The 19959-nt window shown below is 74.6% G+C and carries 17 protein-coding genes; 15 read left to right on the top strand and 2 right to left on the bottom strand.

What is annotated here, in order from left to right:
• Positions 1–12 precede the first annotated feature (12 nt).
• The 7 genes from ACQPYE_RS15690 to ACQPYE_RS15660 all read left to right on the top strand — a co-directional run bounded on the left by ACQPYE_RS15690 (position 13) and on the right by ACQPYE_RS15660 (position 6408).
• On the top strand, positions 13–597 hold the full coding sequence (locus tag ACQPYE_RS15690) for a DUF6230 family protein (RefSeq protein ID WP_498721993.1): 585 nt from the start codon (positions 13–15) through the stop codon (positions 595–597).
• Entirely contained in the window at positions 594–983 is a 390-nt protein-coding gene (locus ACQPYE_RS15685) for a DUF6114 domain-containing protein (RefSeq protein WP_498721991.1), read from the top strand. Before ACQPYE_RS15690 ends, ACQPYE_RS15685 begins: the two co-directional genes overlap by 4 nt.
• The gene (locus ACQPYE_RS15680; protein WP_498721990.1) at positions 980–1615 is read left to right on the top strand and encodes an SDR family NAD(P)-dependent oxidoreductase; all 636 of its coding nucleotides are present in this window, start codon (positions 980–982) and stop codon (positions 1613–1615) included. The genes ACQPYE_RS15685 and ACQPYE_RS15680 overlap by 4 nt, the downstream gene beginning before the upstream one ends.
• Positions 1616–2055: 440 nt before the next feature.
• Positions 2056–3117, top strand: a complete 1062-nt coding sequence (locus ACQPYE_RS15675) for a cellulose binding domain-containing protein (RefSeq protein ID WP_498721988.1) — start codon at positions 2056–2058, stop codon at positions 3115–3117.
• Between the two features lie 280 nt (positions 3118–3397).
• A complete protein-coding gene (locus ACQPYE_RS15670) occupies positions 3398–4552 on the top strand; it encodes an NAD(P)/FAD-dependent oxidoreductase (RefSeq protein WP_498721985.1) in 1155 nt (384 codons plus the stop codon).
• Positions 4549–5475: an RNA polymerase sigma-70 factor gene (locus tag ACQPYE_RS15665; protein WP_498721984.1), complete on the top strand. Its 927-nt coding sequence runs from the start codon at positions 4549–4551 to the stop codon at positions 5473–5475. Before ACQPYE_RS15670 ends, ACQPYE_RS15665 begins: the two co-directional genes overlap by 4 nt.
• Positions 5476–5547: 72 nt before the next feature.
• On the top strand, positions 5548–6408 hold the full coding sequence (locus ACQPYE_RS15660; protein WP_498721981.1) for an NYN domain-containing protein: 861 nt from the start codon (positions 5548–5550) through the stop codon (positions 6406–6408).
• A gap of 47 nt (positions 6409–6455) precedes the next feature.
• On the opposite strand, the gene ACQPYE_RS15655 is transcribed toward ACQPYE_RS15660, so the two are convergent.
• Positions 6456–7817: a cellulase family glycosylhydrolase gene (locus tag ACQPYE_RS15655; RefSeq protein ID WP_498721979.1), complete on the bottom strand. Its 1362-nt coding sequence runs from the start codon at positions 7815–7817 to the stop codon at positions 6456–6458.
• A gap of 246 nt (positions 7818–8063) precedes the next feature.
• On the opposite strand from ACQPYE_RS15655, the gene ACQPYE_RS15650 reads away from it, so the two are divergent.
• On the top strand, positions 8064–9236 hold the full coding sequence (locus tag ACQPYE_RS15650; protein WP_498721978.1) for an ROK family transcriptional regulator: 1173 nt from the start codon (positions 8064–8066) through the stop codon (positions 9234–9236).
• Here the strand turns inward: ACQPYE_RS15650 and ACQPYE_RS15645 are convergent.
• Positions 9223–10008 (bottom strand): AfsR/SARP family transcriptional regulator, encoded by a 786-nt coding sequence (locus ACQPYE_RS15645; RefSeq protein WP_498721976.1) that lies wholly within the window; start codon positions 10006–10008, stop codon positions 9223–9225. The genes ACQPYE_RS15650 and ACQPYE_RS15645 overlap by 14 nt on opposite strands.
• Before the next feature lie 325 nt (positions 10009–10333).
• Here ACQPYE_RS15645 and ACQPYE_RS15640 point away from each other — a divergent pair, with 325 nt between their 5' ends.
• The 7 genes from ACQPYE_RS15640 (at position 10334) to ACQPYE_RS15610 (ending at position 19901) form a co-directional block, all read left to right on the top strand.
• The gene (locus ACQPYE_RS15640; RefSeq protein WP_498721974.1) at positions 10334–10510 is read left to right on the top strand and encodes a thiazolylpeptide-type bacteriocin; all 177 of its coding nucleotides are present in this window, start codon (positions 10334–10336) and stop codon (positions 10508–10510) included.
• Between the two features lie 63 nt (positions 10511–10573).
• Positions 10574–12991 (top strand): lantibiotic dehydratase, encoded by a 2418-nt coding sequence (locus ACQPYE_RS15635; RefSeq protein WP_498721973.1) that lies wholly within the window; start codon positions 10574–10576, stop codon positions 12989–12991.
• Entirely contained in the window at positions 12988–14064 is a 1077-nt protein-coding gene (locus ACQPYE_RS15630) for a lantibiotic dehydratase C-terminal domain-containing protein (protein ID WP_498721970.1), read from the top strand. Before ACQPYE_RS15635 ends, ACQPYE_RS15630 begins: the two co-directional genes overlap by 4 nt.
• Positions 14061–15608, top strand: coding sequence for a hypothetical protein (locus ACQPYE_RS15625; RefSeq protein ID WP_498721969.1), 1548 nt, complete (start codon positions 14061–14063; stop codon positions 15606–15608). Before ACQPYE_RS15630 ends, ACQPYE_RS15625 begins: the two co-directional genes overlap by 4 nt.
• Positions 15605–17275 carry a TOMM precursor leader peptide-binding protein gene (locus ACQPYE_RS15620; protein ID WP_498721968.1) on the top strand — a complete coding sequence of 557 codons (1671 nt, stop codon included), beginning with the start codon at positions 15605–15607 and terminating at the stop codon, positions 17273–17275. The genes ACQPYE_RS15625 and ACQPYE_RS15620 overlap by 4 nt, the downstream gene beginning before the upstream one ends.
• Positions 17272–18372: a hypothetical protein gene (locus ACQPYE_RS15615; protein WP_498721966.1), complete on the top strand. Its 1101-nt coding sequence runs from the start codon at positions 17272–17274 to the stop codon at positions 18370–18372. The genes ACQPYE_RS15620 and ACQPYE_RS15615 overlap by 4 nt, the downstream gene beginning before the upstream one ends.
• The gene (locus ACQPYE_RS15610) at positions 18369–19901 is read left to right on the top strand and encodes a thiopeptide-type bacteriocin biosynthesis protein (protein WP_498721965.1); all 1533 of its coding nucleotides are present in this window, start codon (positions 18369–18371) and stop codon (positions 19899–19901) included. The genes ACQPYE_RS15615 and ACQPYE_RS15610 overlap by 4 nt, the downstream gene beginning before the upstream one ends.
• Positions 19902–19959: the final 58 nt, after the last annotated feature.

Raw genomic sequence — 19959 nt, 5'->3', positions numbered from 1 at the left:
CGAGGAGTGTCGATGGAACAGCGTGATCGTCCGACGGGTCGCACGAGTTGGCCGAGGTTGGCCGCCGTGCTCGTGCCGACGGTGGTCGCCTGCGCGGTGGTCCTCGGCGGCATCGCCGAGGGCGTGATCGGGGTGTCGTTCACCAGCGGCAGTCCCTTCACCGTGACGGTGGACCGGGTGGAGTCCGACGGGTTGCTCATCGTGCCCGGCCCCTCGGCCGGCGACCCGGGCCTGCCCACCCTGCTGGCGCGGCTGCCCACCGCCGAGCTGTCCGGGCTGTGCCAGTCGATGACGGCCGACCTGCCGGTGGTGGGGCGCGTGACGACCGTGCTGCGGGCGCCGCACGTGCGCACGACGGACCTGGTGCTGGAGGTGCGCGCCATCACCGGCGGCCTGGACGTGGGCCAGCTCCTGCTCGGACCGCTGGCGGACGCGGGCGGCACGCCGGGCTACCAGGCGGGCCGGACCACGCTCACCGACCTCGAGATCACCGCGGGCGCGGTCACCGCCGGCACGTTCACGATCGCGGACCTCGACCTGGGCTACCACACCGGCGACGAGGGCTGTTCGTCCACACCGGACGGAGAGGGCCGGTGAACGGCCGCGTCACCCGCTTCCGGCGCTCCTGCCCGTTCGTCGCCGGCCTGCTCACCACCGCCGCCGGGCTGGAACTGGTCCTCGTGGTCGGCGCCGTGCCCGGCGCGCTGCGCTTCGCCGGCGCCGGCGCGCCGGGGAGCTGGCTGCTCGGCGGCGTGCTGGTCGTCGCGGGCGCGACCCTGCTGCTCGACCCGGCCCGCAGGCACTTCGCCGGCGTGGCCGCCCTCATCGCCGGCCTGCTCAGCCTGGTGGGCGCCAACCTCGGCGGGTTCCTGCTCGGCTTCCTGCTCGCCGTCGCCGGGGGCGCGCTGGCGCTGGCGTGGGTGCCCGACGGCGGCGCGCGCGACGTGAGCCCGGTCGAGTCACCCGCGGAAGGCCGCGCGTGAACGACGCCCGGCTCCGGCACGCCGTGTCCGGCAGGACGATCCTGTTCACCGGGACGTCCTGCGGCGCCACCGACGCCGCGGCGCGTCACCTGACCCGTGCGGGCGCGCGGGTCCTCGTCGCCACCCACCCCGCCCACCGGCCCACCGGCGAGGTGTCGGTCTACCGGGCCGACCCGGCGACGCCCGCCGCCATGCGCGTGCTCGCCGAACGGCTGCTCGACGAGCACGACCGCCTCGACATCGTGATCCACACCGCCGGCACGCCGCCGAGGCAGCCGTCCCGCCGGGACCCCCCGTACCCGATCGACACCCACTACACCGGCCCGACGACGCTCATCCGGGGCCTGCTCCCCGCGCTGGGGACCGACGGCTCGGCCCACCTGATCAACGTCTCCCCCGCGCACCTCCGCCTGCCCCTGCCGGCCCGCTGGGGCGGCCACCGCGCGTCGAAGGCCGCGTTCGACACCTGGTTCCGCGGCCTGGCCCGGAAAGGCCGGGGCGTCGCCACCACGAGCGTCTACACCGGACTCGTCGGAGCCGACGCGGTCACGCTGATCTGCGACGCCATCACCCTGCGGCCGCGCCAGATCGCGCCCTGGTGGCTCAAGTCGGGCCGTGCCATCGGCCATTGAGCTGAAAATCCCGAAACGAGACGTCGATCTCGCGGCCCGGCCGAAAGCCCCCGGCTAGCCCGAACGGCTCAGCGCACGGTCGCGTGACCGCGCCGCACTCGGTCCACCGCAACGTTTTCGAGGCGTGGGCGGGTGGACGATCGCGCAGTTCACCGAATCGATCGGGCATTCGACCGAGCGCCCGCCGGGTCGGGCGGCGCAGTGGCGGCACACCGGCAATCGGCTGCACGCGACGCACGGCGACCGGTCGTGGCCGCGTCTCGATTGCCTTGCCAAACGGAATTGTCCCGACGCACACTCCGGAACGTTTCGAGGCCGCCCACCAGACCGGCGACATCGGCGAACCGCCGTCGTTCGCCCGCACCGGGCAGGACCGCGTTGCCGCCTGACGAACGCCGCCGACCCACCCACCGAGCTCACCTTCCCCGGAGGTCCGGTCCATGAAACGAAGGCACCTGCTCGCGAGCGCCGCCGCCGCGCTCACCCTGGTGGCCGGCGCGGTGCTCGCCGTCGGCACCGCGCAGGCCGACAGCGGCGTGAAGGTCATGCCGCTCGGCGACTCGATCACCGACGGCTTCAACGTCCCCGGCGGCTACCGCGTCGACCTGTGGCAGAAGCTCGTCGCCGGTGGCCGCACGGTCGACTTCGTCGGGTCGATGACCAACGGCCCGACCAACCTCGGCGACCGCAACCACGAAGGCCACTCGGGCTGGACCATCGCCCAGGTCGACAGCAACATCACCACCTGGCTGCGCACCTACACCCCGCGCACCATCCTGCTGCACATCGGCACCAACGACATGTACGGCGGCGACCCGGGCGGCGCGCCCCAACGCCTCGCCACCCTGGTCGACCGGATCACCGCGCTGGCGCCGAACGCGGAGCTGTTCGTCGCGACGATCGTGCCCCTGTCGTCCGGCGACGCGACCGTCCGGGCGTTCAACGCCACGATCCCCCCGATGGTGCAGAGCAGGGCCAACGCGGGCAAGAAGGTGCACCTGGTCGACATGTACCGCGCGCTGACCACCGCCGACCTCGCCGACGGCGTGCACCCCAACGCCGGTGGCTACTCGAAGATGGCCACCGCCTGGCACAACGCGCTGCTGTCCGTCCCCGGCAGCGTCGACGACCCCGGCACGACCACGACAACTACCACGACAACTACGACGACCACCACCACCACGAGCCAGCCTGGCGGTGGGGCGTGCACCGCGACCTACCGCGTGGTCAACGCGTGGGGCGGCGGTTACCAGGCCGAGGTGAAGGTGGCCAACACCTCCACCGCGGCGCTCAACGGGTGGACGGTCCGCCTGACCCTCCCGTCCGGCCACACCGTCAACAGCCTCTGGGGCGGGGTGAGCACCGGGACCAGCGGAGCCGTGTCGGTGCGCAACGCGCCGTACAACGGCTCGCTGGGCAGCAGCGCGTCGACCACGTTCGGCTACGTGGCCAACGGGCCGAACGCCAACCCGCCGGGCGAGCTGACCTGCGTCAGCCCGTGAGCCGAGGTCCGGACACCGCCGACCGTGACGGCCGGGTCACGGCCGGCGGTGGTCGACACCACTCGGATCAGCCCGTAGGGGACGCGACCGGTCGAGGATCTCCGCGTCACCCCTGATGTCGCCGGACCGGGACCTGTGGGGATCGCGATCCTGTGCGCGCGCTGACGGGCATCGCGGTCACCCCACCGGACTATGACCTGCGCCACTTCGCTTCACGTTCCGATCGACCCGCCTCGTCTGGTGGTCGTCAGTTCGAGGAGCACGGGGAAGAGGGCGCGCCATGAACAAGATCGTGATCATCGGGGCCGGCTACGCGGGCATGATGGCGGCGGTCGGCCTGGCCGGTCGGACCAAGGGCCGTGACGACGTCCGCATCACGCTCGTCAACGCCACCGACCGGTTCACCGAGCGGCTGCGGCTGCACCAGGTCGCGTCGGGCGAGGAGGTCGCCGACCTGCGAATCCCGGAACTGCTGACGGGCACGGGCGTGGAGTTCGTCGCCGGCTGGGTCACCGGCGTCGACGCGGCGGCGCGGACCGTGCGCGTGGACGACGAGCGGGTGATCGAGTACGACCGCCTGGTCTACGCGCTGGGCGCGGTCGCCGACACCACCGCGGTGCCCGGCGTCGAGGACCACGCGTACACGCTCGACAGCGCGCACGACGCCGGGTCGCTGGCCCGGCGACTGGACGGCCTCGAGGGCGCCGTCGTCGTGTGCGGCAGCGGGTTGACCGGTGTCGAGGCCGCCGCCGAGATCGCCGAGCAGCACCCCCACCTGGACGTCGTGCTGGCCGGCCGCGAGGAGCCGGGGGCCGGCCTGGGCCCGAAGGCCAAGGCGTACCTGCGCGCCGCGCTCGACCGGCTCGGCGTCGCGGTCCGCGCCGGCGCCGAGATCGTCAAGGTGCTGCCGGACTCGGTGGAGCCGGCCGACGGCGAGGGCATCGCGGCCGACGCCGTGCTGTGGACGAGCGGGGTGCGGGTGCCGCCGTTGGCGGCCGTCGCCGGGTTCGAGGTGGACGGCCGGGGCCGCGTCGTCACCGACCGGGCGCTGCGGTCGGTGACGCACCCGGAGGTCTACGCGATCGGCGACGCGGCGGCGGTCGAGCAGGGGTTCGGGCCGCTGCACGGCACCTGCCAGAGCGGTATGCCGACCGGCGGGCACGTCGCCGCCTCGCTCGCGCGCGAGTTGCGGGGCGAGCAGCCCGAGCCGTTCCGGTTCGGCTACTACCACACGCCGATCAGCCTGGGCCGCCACGACGCGGTGGTGCAGTTCACCAAGCCGGACGGCAGCCCGCGGCCGATCTTCCTGAGCGGTCGCCGGGCCGTCTGGTACAAGGAGGCGGTGACCAGCGCCCCGTGGCCGACGTTCGGCCGGATCGCCCGGTTCCCCGCGCTCGGTTCGGTGTGGCCGCGCGGCGGCCGGCACACCCGATGACCGGGGAGCGGGTGACCGCGGAGCAGGTGTTCCACGAGCACCGGAACCTGCTGTTCTCGGTCGCCTACCGCGTCCTGGGCACCGCCGCCGACGCCGAGGACGCGGTGCAGGACGCGTGGCTCAAGTGGTCCGCCGCCGACCGCTCGCGGGTGGCCGACCCCAAGGCGTACCTGGTGCGGATCGCGTCGAACCTGGCGGTGGACCGGCTCCGGTCGGCCACCCGGCGGCGGGAGACCTACGTCGGGCCGTGGCTGCCCGAGCCGATCCTCACCGACGCCCACGACACCGACGCCGCGGAGTCGGTGTCGATGGCCCTGCTGGTGGTGCTGGAGACGTTGAGCCCGTTGGAGCGCGCGGTGTTCGTGCTGAAGGAGGCCTTCGGCTTCAGCCACGCCGAGATCGCCGCCGCGGTCGAGCGGTCGGAGGACACCGTGCGGCAGGCGGCCCACCGGGCGCGGGCGCACGTCCAGGCCCGGCGGCCCCGCTTCCACGCCGACCGCGCCCGGCAGCGTCAGGTGGCGGACACGTTCTTCGCCGCCGCGACCGGCGGGGACATCAACACCCTCATGGACCTGCTGGCGCCCGACGTGACGTTGTGGACCGACGGCGGCGGCAAGGTGAGGCAGGCGCTGCGCCCGGTCATCGGCCGGGACCGGGTGGCGACCTGGTTCGCCGGCATCGCGGCCCGCCCGTACCAGGGGGTCCTGCCCGCCGACATGACCGCCGAGGTGGTGGAGCTCAACGGTGGCACGGGGATCGTGTTCAGCGGCGGCGGCCGGGTGGTCGCGACCGTCACCTTCGACCTGGCGCAGGACGGCCGCATCACCGCCATCCACAACGTGGCCAACCCGGACAAGCTGGGCGCGGTCACCGCCCGCACCGTCCACCGGATCGAGGCACAGGCCGGGCCCGCGAGCCGTTGACCGGGGCGCGGGCTCCCCCGCCGCGGCGGGGTCGGGTTCCGGTGTGGTCGTCGCCATGGTGTATCCCTTCGGGTGACGGCCCAACCAGCAGGGGAGATCGTGCGCATCGGGGTGTTCTACGACGGGACGTGGTTCGCCTACCTGAGCGACTTCTACGCCACCGCCCATCCGCGTCGGGCGCGGATCTCGCTGGACGGCTTGCACGACGCCGTGCGCTGGCACCTGCACACCCGGACGGGGGTCCCCCTCGACGACTGCGTGGTCCACGAGGCGCACTACGTGCGCGGGCGCATCGAGACACCGGCGGCGTCGTTCGATGCGGCGTTGGCCGCCGCCGGGGTCACCCGGCACGACCTGCCGCTGCACGGCGGCAAGGAGAAGGGCGTCGACGTCCACTTCGCACTCGAGGTGTGGGAGCTCGCGACCACCGTGCCGCTGCAGTGGGTCGTGCTGATCACCGGCGACGCCGACTTCACGCCGCTGGCCACCCGGCTGACCGGTCGCGGCGTCAACGTGGTGGTGCCCGTGGTGGACGACCGGTCGGCGCCGGAGCTGCAACCCGCCTGGACGCCGCGCACGGCCGCGCCGCTGCGGGCGGCGGCGACCCTGACGCCCGCGTTCGACGACCTGTTCGCGCCCGCCGACCGCCTCGGCTACCCGTTGAGCCGTCCGTTCGTGCGCTCCACCGAGGTGGTGGCCTCGCCCGCCGGCACGCCTCGCGGTCGCCGTCGCGGCACGGTGACCGGGTGGAAGCCCGGGCAGCCGCACGGGTTCATCACCGACAGTCGCGGCGGGTCGTGGTACGCCTCCCGCGACGACCTGCCCACGGGCCTCGCCATGCTGCCCACCGGCACACCGGTGTCGTTCACCGGTTCGCCGGTGCCGTCGCCCGGCCGGAAGTACCCCCGGGCGGAGTCGATCCGGTTCGAGTAGGCCACCGGTGCGCGGACGCCCGCACGTCCGCGCACCGGTGGAGCCGGTCAGCTCGCGACGCAGGACGCCGTCGGGGCGTTGTTCGCGCTGCCCGACGACGCCGTGAACCCGAACGAGGTGCCGGCTCCCGCGCCGAGACCGCCGTTGTAGCTCGCGTTGCGCGCCGTCACGGTCGACCCGCTGCTGGTGACCACCGCGTTCCAGGCGTTGGTGACGGCCTGCCCGTCGGCGAACGTCCAGGTGACGGTCCAGCCCTTGATCGCCGACGCGCCCGCGGTGACCCTGACCTCGGCCTGGAAGCCGCCCGGCCACCGGTTGGTGACCGTGTACCCGGCGGTGCAGGCGAGTCCGCCACCGGGCCTGGTCGTCGTGGTCGTGGTCGTGGTGGTGGTGGTGGTAGTGGTGCTCGTCGGCTGGGTGCCGCCGAAGATGGACGCTTCCACGGCGGTGGACTTGATGCCGTTGGCCCCGTTGAAGATGCGCTCGCCCCAGGTGGTGAGCCGGGCGGGGTCGAAGTCGAGGGCCATGTCCAGGATCGGGTCGCTGTTGCCGCTCCACGACCAGGCCAGGTAGCCCAGGCCGCGCTTGCCCGCCTCGCTCAGGATCGTCTCGTGGTCGACCTCGCCGGAGGCGAACCGCCAGCCGAACTCGCCGATCACCAGCGGCCACCCGTTGGTCTGGAAGCGGTCGAGGTAGTCGGTGATGCTGGAAGGGGTGTTGTACACCGAGTACATGTGGATGGACAGCACCGTGTTGCGCGCGCTGTCGGCGTCGAGGACCTTCTGCGCGTTGTCCCGCATCACGTGCTGCCAGTCCTGGCCCCAGTTCGGCCCGTCCACCATCAGCAGGTGCTGGAAACCGTTGGCGCGCAGCTTCTTGATGGCGTTGGCGGTCGCGTCGGTCCACTGGGCGGCGTCGACGTTGCCGATCGGCTCGTTGCCGATGTTGACGACGACGTAGTCCTCTTGGCCGACCAGGACGTTCTTCTGGCTGATCCAGTAGTTCGCCGCCTCGTCCAGCGACGCCGCCGCGGCCTCCTCGCCGTACCCGGTGGTGTCGTGCACCTCCAGCACGCAGATCATCCGGTTGCGCTTGCACAGGTCGATGACGGCGGCGGTGTCCGTGGACGGCCCCCACCGCTTGCCGGTGCCCAGGACGACCCGGACCGTGTTCGCGCCCAACGCCTTCACGTCGGCGAACGAGTTCGTCCGACCGGTGTACCAGACGTGCGGGTGGTTGACGCCGCGCATCACGAACGGCCGCCCGTCGGCCTCGACGATCTTCGTGCCGCTGACGTGCAAGCCCACCGCGGCGGCTCGTGGCTCTTCCCGCGCCTGCGACAGGGCCGTCGCGCTCAAGCCCGCGACGATGGACAGCGCGGCACCGATGACGGCGATTCTGCTTCTCATGGCTTCTCGACACCTCATTGAGTCGACGTCCCTACCGGCTCCAACAATCCTGGGAGCGCTCCCAGAAAAGCTCTCGCTCAGTGACACCTGAAGGGCACACCATTAGTTTCCGAACGGAACTTATACGCCCACGCTACGGTCAAGGCCGTCCGGGCGTCAAGATCCGAGTTGCGCAACATCGCGCTGGGTGATCGTCCGATGGGTCGACCTCTGGGAGCGATCCCACATCGCCGCTATGTTCGAGCGGTGACCTCCGACGCCGCCACCCGCCTCATCACCTCCTCCTGGCCGAAGCTCTCCGAGGTCGCGCGCGACGTCCTGCTGGAGGCGCTGATCCACGGCCCGCTGTCCCGGGCCGAGATCGCCGCCCGCCTGCGCCTGTCCCGGCCGACCCTCACCAGGGTGACGAAGTCGTTGGTGGCGCAAGGACTCCTGGTCGAGGGCGACACCAGACCGCGCGCCTCGGCCGGCCGTCCGTCGGAGATGCTGCACGTGCGCGGCGCGGCCCACCGGTTCCTCGGCGTGAAGCTGACCGCCGAACGGCTCTTCGCCACGGTCACCGACCTGACCGCCACCCCCGTCGCGACGGCCGACGAGCCGTTGCGCTCCGGCGACCCGGACGAGGTCGTCGCCCAGATCGCCGCCGTCGCGCGCCGGTTCCCGGGCGTCACCGGCATCGGCGTGACGCTGGGCGGGGTCGTGCTCGACGGCGTGGTGGCCCGTGACGAGTTCCTGCGCTGGGTCGACGTCCCGCTCAAGGCGGCGGTGACCGGGGCGACCCGCGTGCCCACCGCCGTGGACAACGACGTGCAGGCGCTCACCGCCGCCGAGCACTGGTTCGGTCCCGGCGCGGGGCTGCGGTCGCTGGCGGTGATCACCGTCGGCGCGGGCGTCGGCACCGGGTTGATCGTGGGCGGCACGCTCGTGGCGGGCTCGCACGGCCTGCCGCCCCACTTCAGCCACACCCTCGTCGACGCCAACGGCCCGCAGTGCGGCTGCGGCCGGCGCGGCTGCATCTCCAGCTACCTGATGACGCACGTCCTGCTGCGCCGGCTGACCGGCCACCCGACCTACGAGGAGGCCCTGGACCGGGTCCGCGCCGGCGACCCGCAGGCCCGGCAGGTGTTCGACGAGGCCGGCTACGCGCTCGGCGTGCTCATCGGCACCGTCGCCAACGTCATCGACCCGCAGAAGGTGCTGCTCACCGGCGACGGCCTGCCGCTGTACGAGGTGTCGTCCCCGCTGGTGCACGACGGGATCGAGGACACCTACGAGGACGACCCGGACCTGATCGAGCTGGACGTGCGGCCGTTCGACTTCAGCGAGTGGGCCCGGTCCGGCGCCGCGCTCGCCATCAAGGAGACGATCACCGGCGCCATCACCGAGCGGCCGGGGGCGGCCGGCGTCAGACGTTGGTGAGCAACCCCTCGAACACCGCCCGCGCCTCGCGGCCGGGCCGGATGCCCAGGTCCGCGTCCAGCACCCGCCACAACCGGCGGTAGGTGTCGATCGCGCCCACGCGGTCGCCCAGGTGGGCCAGCGCGCGCATCAGCAGCACCTGCGACGACTCCCGGGTCGGGTGGGCGGACGCGTGCGGCGCGAGGATGTCGGCCGCCTCCTCCCACGCGCCGAGCTCGACCTTGGCGGTCGCCAGGTGCTCCACGGCCGCGATCCGGCGTTCCCGCCACAACGCCGCCACCGCCGTGGCCGGACCGGACGGCACCAGCCCGACCAGCCCGTCCACCGGCCACCCCGTCAGCGCGGCGGTCAGCGAGGCGACCGCGCCGTGCGGATCACCCCGCCGCAGGCGGTCCACGCCGCAGCGGAGCAGCCCGCCCGCGCTCAGCACGTCCACCGCCTCGGGCGGCACGTCCAGCCGGTAGCCGTGGCCGACGTGGACCAGCAGGCGCGAGAAGCCCGCGTTCGCGGCGTCCAGGCAGCGGCGCAGCCGTGACGCGTACAGCTGGAGGTTCTTGAGCGCGCTGCGCGGCGGCTCCCGTTCCCACAAGTAGTCCATCAGGCGTTCGGTCGACACGGCCGAACCCGCGTCCAGCGCCAGCGCGGCCAGCAACGTCCGCGACTTCACCCCTCCCGGCACGACCCCGGTCTTCTCCGGACCGCACACCGCGGGCCCGGCCAACAGCTCGATGACGATCTCCCGCCGCACACGTGACGTCGAACAGGTCGACACCCCGAATCTCCCCACTTCGAACCCCCATCGGTCACCGCACACGGTAGGTCGGCCACCGGTGCGCGACGGGGAGCCGCACGGCTGGATCCATCGGTCACCGCAATACATACCGGACGTATACCGGCAGGTGAAAGCGTGCGGCGCGGCGCCCGCACCGCGGAGAGGGCACCCGATGGCCCCACCGGATCCCGATTCGGAGTACCGCAACGCCACGCGCGCGGCGGTCCGGTCGGCACGGCGGGGCCGGGGACGATCCCGGTGCGGGTCGACCGACGCGGCGCGCGCCGACCGGCGCCACCGCACTCCTCCAGAAAGGACGTGACCGATGGACCTGACTTTCGACGACTCGGAACTCGACCTCGGCGACCTGGCCGTCACCGCGATGCGTGACGCCGTCGCGCTCCCGGAGACCGGCGCCTCGGCGGCGGCGTGCTCGTGCAGCAGCACCTCGTGCTGCTGCTGTCAGCAGCCCCAACTGCCGACGCTGCCGACGCTGGGCTGAGTCGAGCCGGAGCCGGGGGCGTCCGCTCGCGGGCGCTCCCGGCCCACACCACAGGAGCACCGGATGGCCAGTGACCGCACCACCACCGAACTCGCGCCGTACGCGTTGGTCCGGGTGGCCGCGCTGCCGCACCCCCGGCCGGCCGGGTCGGACTTCCGGGCGAGCCTGGACGCGGTCGTCGCGGCCGAGATCCGGATCGCCGCGCTGGCGCCGGACCTCGCCGACGCGCTGCACGACAGCGCCGACGGCCACTCCCCCGCGTTCCACCGCGCGGTCGTGCTGCCGTTGCGCCGCGACGTGCACAACGGCCGCGTCCCGCGTCCGGCGGACCTGGGCGCCTTGCCGGCCAGGGTGCCGCGGTTGGCGCAGTGGCTCGCGGCGCACGAGGAGCGGGCACGCGCGGTGGACGCGGCGCTGGCGGCGTGGCCGCACGACCTGGCCGCGGCCCGCGGATGGCTCGCGGAGGTGTGCGCGAGCGACGCGCTGCGCCGGGCGAGCGCGCTGACCGGCCCGGACCTGCTGCACGGCTTGGACCGCACCGCGCGCGGTGGCGGTGAGCCCGACCGCAAGGCGCGCAAGGCGGAGCCGACCGTGCTGCGGTACGCGTTGCGCGCGACGTCCAAGACCAGTCCCCTGTCCTGGTACACGCACGTCGGCTGGGGCGTGTGGGGCGACGGCCCGTGGCCGGCGGCGGAGCCGGTGTCGCACCCGGCGGCGCACCGCCTGCTCGTGACGAGGCTGGTCGACGCGCTGGGGCCGAGGCTGCCGCACCGGCTCGCGCCGGCCCTGCGCGAACGCGACGGCCGCCTGCTGTTCCGGCGGGACGTGCCCGTCGAGGGTGTCGGACGGGCGGCGGTGGTCCGCGAGGAGGAGGTCGACGTCGCGGCGACCCGGCCCTTGCGGTTCGTGGTCGAGGTCGTGCGCGAGGCCGGCCCGGGAGGGCTGGCGCCGGACCGGATCGCCGCGGCGCTGGCGGCGAAGCTGACCACCCCGGACGCGGACCGCACGGCCCGCGGGTTCGTGGCGAAGACCCTGGAGCTGGGGCTGCTGGTGCCGGTCTCCCCGATCCACCCGCAGGACCCGGACGCGGTGGGCGCGCTGGCCTCCTGGCTGGCCCCGACCGACGGTGGCACCGCCCGTCGGCTGACCGCGCTGGCCGCGACCACCGCCGCGTTCGCCGCCGCCGACCCGCCGCGCCGCGCCGCCGTGCTCGCGGAGCTCTCCACCGGGTGGCGCGACCTCGGCGAGCGGGTCGGCGCGGACCTGACCGGCGTGACGCCGGTGGTCGAGGACGTGGTGCTGCCCGAACCGGTGCCGGTGCCGCCCGGCGCCGCGCCCGCGCTGCCCCGGCTGACCCCGCTGCTGGTGGCGTTCGACCAGCACGTGCTGCTGCGCCGGCTGATCCGGACCAGGTTCGTGGCGCGGTTCGGCGTGGGCGGTGTCGCGACCCTCGCCGACTGCTCCGGCACGCTGTCGCAGGCGTGGCAGGAGTCCATGGACGTCGACGGCCTGGCCGACCCGGACGTGCGCGCCGTCATCGAGACCCGGGACAAGCTGGCCGGGCAGATCCACGACGGCGTGGTCACCGACGACGTGCTGGCCTCCGCCGCCCACCTGCTGCCCGCGTGGGCGACCCGCCGCACGGGCTCGTACGGCTTCTTCGCCCAGCCGACCCACGACGGCCGGCTCGTGGTCAACCGCGTCTACGCCGGGTTCGGCAAGTTCACCAGCCGCTTCCTCGACCTGCTGCCCGGCGCGCGCGACGCGGTGACCCACCAGGTGCGCCGCCACACCACGAACCCCGTGCAGTTCCGCCCGGTGCAGGGCTTCAACGCCAACCTGCACCCGTTGCTCGGGGCGCGCGAGGTCGGCGAGGACGCCCGGTGGGCCGACCTGGCGGCGGACGATCTGGACGTGCGGCACGACCCCGCGACCGACGAGGTCCGGCTGACGCACCGCGGCGTCCCGCTCGACGTGCTGTACCTGGGTTTCCTGATCCCGCTGGCGCTGCCGGACCGGCAGGTGCCGCTGTACTCCGACCTCGCCTGCGGGTGGGTCGACCTCGACGGGCTGCGCACCGCCACCACCACCGACGACGGGGTGACCGCTCGTGGTCGCCTGACCTACGGGGACGTGGTGCTGGCGCGCCGCTCCTGGGACTTCACCGCGCCGCCGTCGATCGGGGCGGAGGAACGGGCGGCGCTCGACGTCGCCCGGTTGCGCGCCCGGCACGGCCTGCCGGAGCACGTCTTCGTCGGGCCGGACCGGGCCCCGATGTCGGCCGACGCCTACCGGCACGCGCTCACGGCGGGCAAACCGCAGTACGCCGACCTGGGCGACCCGCTGCACCTGCGCTGCCTGCCACGCCTCCTGGCGCGGTTCCCGGACGGCGTGCGGCTGACCGAGGCGCTGCCCGTGCCCGGCGCCGACGGCGGCCGGGTGGTCGAACTGATCGCGGAAACGTACTGGAGGGCCTCGTGACCGACGTCGTCTGCTACTACCACAACCCGGTGAAGGCGCCGTTGCTCCGCGAGGCCGTGCTGCCCGCGCTCGCCGAGGCGGAGCGCTCCGGCGCGACCGGGCACGTGGAGCGGCACTGGTTGCACGGGCCGCACGTGCGGGTGCGGCTGGACGGACCGCCGGAGGTCGCCGAACAGCTCGCGACCCGCCTGCGCGCCCACCTCGCCACCCGTCCCTCCACCGTGGACCTGGACGTCGCCGTGCTGCTCGCCCAGGCCAGGCAGAACGGGATCGCCGAGCTCGTGCCACCGCCGTACGAGCCGATCCACCCGGACAACACCGTCGTCGTCGAGCCGACGGACCTCACCGCCCTGCGGGAGCTGCTGGTCTCCGACGTGCTGGTCGACCTGCGCACCCGGTGCCTGCGGCTCGGCGTGCCCGCGATCCGCGACGCCGTGGCCGCGGACGGCACGAGCCAGTCGCGCGTGCGGCTGGCGGTGGTGGCGATGACGGCGCACGCGAGCCGGTTCCCGGCGGGGCTGGTCAACGGCTACCACTCGTTCCTGTCGCACCTGGAGAGCTTCCTGCTGCACAGCGATCCCGACGGCGTGCTGCGCGGCCGGTTCGACGGCGTGTGGGAGCGCAACGCCGAGAACGTGGTGGAGACCGTGCGCGGGGTGGCCGAGGGTTCGGTCGCGACGCCGTGGGTGGCGTGGACGGACGGCACGCGCGCGGTGGTCGAGGAGGTGTACGACCGGGGCGAACTGCCCACCGAGTACTCGGCGCACCTCGGCGAGCGCGCCCTGGAGATGGGCGAGGACGAGGCGATCCGGCGCTGGCACCGCGACCACGCCGACCGGATCAGCGACTACCACGACCGGTTGCGGGAGGTCGACTTCGACCACCCCGACTACCAGCGGCCCGTGACCGTGTACCGCTTCGGCACCAACATGCTCTACCAGTTGCTGGCCGTGTGCGACGTGACCCCCGCCGAGCGCTACCTGGCGGCCGGTCTGGTCGTGCGGGCCGTGCAGCGGATCACCGGGATCGGCTGGTCCGAGCACGTGGCCCAGATGACGAAGGTGGCCCGATGAGCGGGAACTTGGTGCGGCTGCGGCCGATCGTGCACGCGACGCCGACCGCTACCGGCCTGCACGTGCGGGGGTGGCGCTCCAGCTTCTCCCTCGACGGCGGCAAGGGCCTGTGGACGATCTGGGAGCGCTTGGCCGGTCCGCTGGCCCAGGGCGTGCCGCCGGCGCAGCTGGCGGTGCCGGAGAACGCGCCGCCGGCCGTGGCGCGCGCGTTGGAGCTGCTCATCGGCCAACTGCACGAGCACGACATGCTGGTGGAGGTGCCCGCCCACTGGGGTGGGGACGCCCCGCCCGAGGACATCGCGACCTGGCTGGAAGCCGTCGCGCCGGCGCCGGTGCAGGCGTGGCGGCGGCTCCGGTCGGCCACCGTCACCGTGACCGGTGACGGAGCTCTGGCCGCTCACGCGCACCGCGCGCTGGTCGCCGCGGGGGTCGCGGTCGCGCCGATCCGGCCCGGCGCCGGGCTGCTCCTGGCCGTCGACACCCACGCGGTGGCCGCCGGGTGTGCCGCCGACGTCGGGTTCGTGGTCGCGCCGGGCGCGGTCGCGGACGTGGAGGCCGACGCGGCGGCGGTGGCGCGGCGGTTGGCCGGCGCGCCGGGCGCACCGCCGGAGGTGTTGGCCGCGCTGGTCGGATCGGCCGCGGCGCACCGGCTCGTGTGCGCGTTGGGCGGTCTGCCGGACCCGTCCACCGAGGTGGTGGACATGTGGAGCGACGTGCCGCCGACCGGGCCGCCGCACCAGGCCGTCCTGGTCGCGCGGGTCGACCCGCTGCACGCCGAGTACCACCCGTGGCTGTCCGAGGTCCGGCCGCGGGAGCCCGGCGGCGCGGTGCTGGACGTCCTGGGTGACCGGGAGCTGGGGCCGGTGCCCACCCCGTTGCCCGGCGAGCTGCCGCAGCTGCCGGTCAAGCTGGCCGCGTCCGGTGACGTGGTCGGTTTCGGCGCCACCGAGCACGCCTCCCGGCTCGACGCCCTGCTCCGCGCCGCGCGTGCGCTCGCGCCGGACGGTGCGGCGCTCGGCGCGGACCGGGTGCACGCGCTCGGCCTGGCCTTGCGCACGGCCGTGCGGCCCCTGGCGGGCACGCCGGTCGGCGAGGACGAGTGGGCCGCCGACCCGACCGCCCGGCGTTGGTGGAAGGCCGTGGCGCTCCGGTTCGCCCTGCCCGCCGAGGTCGAGGTGACCAGGCTCGGTCCACGCGTGGTCCGCGCGGTGGTGCGGGCCGACGGTGCGGAGCTGTCCTGGGCGGTCGAGGCCGAACCGGCGGACGCCGTGGCGTTCGCCGCGATGGCCGCCGCCGGGCGGGCGCAGGCCGGGGTCGCCGAGACCGTCGTGCTGTGCGGCGCGGCGCCGTTCGCCGAGCCCGACGGCGCCGCCGCGCCGTGGACGAACCGGGACTGGCACTGGCCGTACGGGCTGCGTGCCGGCGAGGAGGCGTTCCAAGAGGACCTGCGGGGGCTCGGGGCGGACGTCGAGCCGGTGCACCTCGGTCCGGTGCTGGAAGCCGCCGGACTGGTGGCGTTCGCGGTGTCGGAGGCGGGACGGTGACCGTGCGGGTGGTGGAGCTGACCGACTACGCGATCGGCGACCTGGTCGGCGTCGGCGCGGACGGGCCGGTGCTGCCGGTGCGGTTCGACGGCGCGTTGGTGCTGATCGGGCCGGTGTCCGACGGCGTGTGCGTGAGCTGCGCCGAGGACGCGCGGCTGGCCACGCTCGGCGCGTCCGTGCCGCGTGGCGATCGGCGGATGAGGGTGGGTGGCCTGGCGTCCTCGGCGCTGCGCCCGTTGATCGAGGTGCTGGTCGAGCGCGTGCTGGCCGATCCGGAGGCCCACCGCGACAAGGTGCTGGCGGTGCGGACCGATCTGGCGACCGTGGGCGAGCACCGGGTCCGGCCCCGGTCCGGCGGCTGCGCGACGTGCGGCCCCGTGCCCGAGGACGGCCCGGAGACAGTGGTGCGTCGGCCCGTCCCGGTCGTGCCCGGCACCGTGCGGGGGCCGAACCCGCTCACCGAGGGCGACGCGCTGCGCCGCGAGCTGTTCGACCTCAGGCACGGCCCCGTCGGCGGGATGCACCGCATCGGCGACCTGACCGTGGCGGCGGTGAGCGCCGAGCTGGGCGGCGGGCAGGCCGGGTTCGGTCGCACCACCGACTACGCCGAGGCCGAACGGGTCGCGCTGTACGAAGCGGTGGAACGGCACGCGGGCCTGCGGCCCCGGCGCGTCACCACGGTCCTGGAGGCTTCGTACGCCGAGCTGGGCGAGCGCGCGCTCGACCCCACCCGACTCGGCCTGCCCGACCACGAGTCGCCGCACGTCGTGCCGTACCACCCGGACGTGCGGACCCGGTGGGTGCACGGCTGGTCGTACACCCGCGGGCGGCCGATCGCCGTGCCCGAGCACGTGGCCTACTGGGGTCTCGGCGAGGGCGCGCGGTTCCTGGACGAGACGTCCAACGGGTGCGGCACCGGCAACAGCCTCACCGAGGCGGTGCTGTACGGGTTGTTCGAGGTCGCCGAGCGGGACGCGTTCCTGATGGCCTGGTACCAGCGGACGCCGTTGCGGAGCCTGCGGGTGCGCGACGACTCCACCGCGCACATCGCGGACCGGCTGGAACAGCTCGGCTACCGGCTGGAGCTCTACGACGCCACCAACGACCTGGGCGTGCCGTCGGTGCTGTCACTGGCGCGTTCCCCCCGGCACCCCCACGCGTTCTTCGCGGCGGGGGCCGGGCTCGACCCGGTCTCGGCGATGTGGTCGGCGGCGGCCGAGGTGGCGATGGACGTGGAGGCGGGTGCGAAGCGCTACCGCGTCGAGCCCGGCGACTACGACGTGGATCGGCTGCGAGGGCTGCTGCGCGAGCCGCGGCGGATCCGGAGCATGGACGACCACGTCAACGTCAACGGGTTGGCGGAGGCCGTCGAGCGGTACGACTTCCTGGTGCCCGGACCGGAGGTGGACCTGGCGGTGCCGGACGTGCCGCTGGACGACCTGGACGCATTGCTGGAGCACTACGTGCGCGAGTGGGCGGCGCTGGACCTGGAGGTGATCGCGGTCGACCAGAGCGACCCGGTGGTGCGCGACCGGCTCGGGCTGCACTCGGCGAAGGTGATCGTGCCGGGCGCCGTGCCGATGACGTTCGGCGAGCTGAACCGGCGCACGCACGGCCTGCCGAGGTTGCGGCTCGCCGGCGCCCCGCTGCCCCACCCGTTCCCGTGAACGCCGACGCGCTGCTCGCCGCGTACACCCACGGTCCGGGGCGGGTGGTCGAGCCCGGGACGTCGCCGCGCACGGCGGCTCCGCAGGGGCCGCGCGTGCCGCTGACGGCCTTGCGGGGACGTTTCGGCGCGGCGTTGGCACGGCTGCTGACCGAGGTGGCGACACCGCTGCGGTGGGAGCCGTGGAACCAGTACAACGACCACCGGGCGTACCCGTCGGCACGGGCCGCCGCCACCGTCGACCTGGTGGTGGGCGGTCGGTGGACGCTCGACCCGGTGCGGCGGGCGCTGGTCGGCGACGGGACGCCGGTGGTCGACGGGCCGGTGCGGGTCGAACTGGTCCGCCGGCGCGACCGCCTCTCCCCCGGTTACCGCGACTTCGGCGACGTGCTCACGGAGTTGGAGGTGGGGCACGTCGCGGCGGCGCTGGTCGAGCACGCGGCACGGCTCGGGATGGCGGCGAGCGTCGCCGGGCTGACGGTCACCGTGGCGTTCGACGGGGGTCCAGCACCCGGCCCGGGTCCCGTTCCGCGTCGCGGTTCGGGGGTGGGTCCGCGCGGCATCGCGGCCGATCCCCGGCCGTTGCCCGCCCGCGTGCTGGACGCCGTGGTCGAGGCCGTCACCGACCCACCGGCCGGCTCGCCCGTGCGCGACGACCTGCGGCACCGGCTGGCCGTGCGCAACGTCGAGGGCGTCGCCGACGGCTGGTACGACGTGACCGGCGGGCTGCGGCTGGTGTCGCCCGGACCGGCGGTGGCCGGGTTGCGGCCGGTGTTCGGCCACCCGCCCGGGACGATCGACGTCGCCTCGATGAACCTCGCGCTGGTGACGACCGGCGACCCGGCCGCCGCGGTGGCGTCCGACGGACCGGACGGCTACCGCGCCCTGCTGCGCGCGGCCGGTGCGACGGCGCAGCACGTGTGCACGGCCGCGGCGTCCGGCGGGGCGTTCTGCCGGCCGGCGCGCAGCACCGACGACGGTCCGCTGGAGGCCCTGGTCGGCGCGCCCGCGTCGCACGTGCTGCTCTACCTGCTGCTCGCCGGGCGCTCGCGCGGCGCGGGCTTCACCTACGACCTCACCCCGCTGGAGGCGCGATGACCTGGACCAGCCTGCACGTGCGGCTGTCGTGGGCGGTCGAGGACGTCGACGCGTTCATCGCCGGCGTCCTCGCGCCGGAGCTGGACGGGCACCGCGCGGCGGGACGGGTCGGCGACTGGTTCTACGTGCGGTACTGGGAGGAGGGGCCGCACCTGCGCGTCCGGGCGCGTGACGCGACCGTCGACCTGGCCGACCGGGTGCGCGCGCTGGTGGCGCAGGCCGATCACCCGGTGCTGGAGGCGGGCCCCGACTGGCTGCCGCACGGTGACGTCCGGGAGACGCGGTACGAGCCGGAGGTGGAGCGGTACGGCGGGCCGGCGGCGTTGCCCGTGGCCGAGGACGTGTTCTGCCGCAGCACCGAGGTGGCGGTGGCCGTGCTGCGGTCGGCGGGGTCGCGGTTCACCGCGGCCGTGGAGCTGGTGATGGCCACGACGATCGCGCTGGGGCTGGGCCGGGTGGAGGCGGCGTCGTGGCTGCGTTCCCTGGCGACGGGGTGGCGGCAGGCGCGCGAACCCGTCGCACCGCCCGCGCTCGGCTCCCACGTCGCCGCGCGGAAGCTGCACGAGGCGCGCGCGACGCACCTGGCGGCCCGGTGGGACCGGCTCGAATCGCACGCGACGGGTGCGGTGGCGTACTGGGTGGACCAGGTGCGGGCGGCGGACCTGCCGCGTTACGCCTGGGCCTCGCAGCTGCACATGCTGTGCAACCGGCTCGGCCTCGACCCGGAGGAGGAGCGCGCGGTCTGCCGGCTGGTGGCGATGACGGCCGAGGCCCCGGACGGGCCGACCCCGTTCCACGAGGACGGCGCCGCGGCGGCCGACCGGCGTTACCTGGCGGCCAGCAAGTTCCACTCCGGCGTGCCGGACCAGGGTCCGCGCAAGGTCGACCTCACGTCGCCGCTCCTGCCGTGGTGGCCGGCCGTGCCGCTGCCCGAGGCCGCGCCCGTGGCCGGCGGTCTGGCCGACGCGTTGCTGACCCGGCGCACCGCGCGTGGCGCGGAACTGGCCGGCCCGCTCGACGCCGCGCGGTTGGCGACCCTGCTGTGGTCCGCGCAAGGCGCCCTGCCGGACGGGCGCAGGCCGTACCCGAGCGCGGGGGCTCGGCACAGCGCGCGGCTGCGGGTGGTGGCGTGGCGGGTGACCGGGCTGGAGCCGGGTGTGTACGAGGTGGACGAGGTGGGGCGGACCCTGGTCCAGGTCGCGCCCGCGCCGCCGGTGGACGACGTGCGGGCGAGCTCCATGTGGTTCGGCGAGGGGGAAGGCCGGGTGGACCCGGCCACGACGCCCGCGGTGCTGGCGCTCTACGCGCGGGTCGGCGCGCTGCGGGCGGCCTACGGCCTGCGGGCGCTGCGGTTGGCGTTCACCGAGGCGGGGCACCTGGCGCAGAACCTGGCGCTGGTGGCCGCGTCGTCGGGGCTGGCGCTGGGGATGATCGGCGGCTTCTACGACGACATGGCGCACGACGTGCTGTGCCTGGACGGCGTGGACGACGTGCTGGTCTACCTGATGCCGCTGGCCGCCACCGGCTGACCGGTGGTCCGGCTGGTCGGCTGGACGAGCCGGCGCGCGCCCCGCGCCCACACGGTCG

This window comes from Actinosynnema sp. CA-299493, assembly GCF_050946825.1.
Taxonomy (GTDB): domain Bacteria; phylum Actinomycetota; class Actinomycetes; order Mycobacteriales; family Pseudonocardiaceae; genus Actinosynnema.
This window is presented reverse-complemented; position numbering and strand designations above follow the sequence as displayed.

What these genes read in the sequence shown, in the direction of transcription:
- ACQPYE_RS15690 (WP_498721993.1), top strand. Translation starts at nt 13, where the DNA reads ATGGAACAGCGTGATCGTCCGACGGGTCGCACGAGTTGGCCGAGGTTG.
- ACQPYE_RS15675 (WP_498721988.1), top strand. Translation starts at nt 2,056, where the DNA reads ATGAAACGAAGGCACCTGCTCGCGAGCGCCGCCGCCGCGCTCACCCTG.
- ACQPYE_RS15670 (WP_498721985.1), top strand. Translation starts at nt 3,398, where the DNA reads ATGAACAAGATCGTGATCATCGGGGCCGGCTACGCGGGCATGATGGCG.
- ACQPYE_RS15665 (WP_498721984.1), top strand. Translation starts at nt 4,549, where the DNA reads ATGACCGGGGAGCGGGTGACCGCGGAGCAGGTGTTCCACGAGCACCGG.
- ACQPYE_RS15655 (WP_498721979.1), bottom strand. Translation starts at nt 7,817, where the DNA reads ATGAGAAGCAGAATCGCCGTCATCGGTGCCGCGCTGTCCATCGTCGCG.
- ACQPYE_RS15640 (WP_498721974.1), top strand. Translation starts at nt 10,334, where the DNA reads ATGGACCTGACTTTCGACGACTCGGAACTCGACCTCGGCGACCTGGCC.
- ACQPYE_RS15635 (WP_498721973.1), top strand. Translation starts at nt 10,574, where the DNA reads ATGGCCAGTGACCGCACCACCACCGAACTCGCGCCGTACGCGTTGGTC.
- ACQPYE_RS15625 (WP_498721969.1), top strand. Translation starts at nt 14,061, where the DNA reads ATGAGCGGGAACTTGGTGCGGCTGCGGCCGATCGTGCACGCGACGCCG.
- ACQPYE_RS15610 (WP_498721965.1), top strand. Translation starts at nt 18,369, where the DNA reads ATGACCTGGACCAGCCTGCACGTGCGGCTGTCGTGGGCGGTCGAGGAC.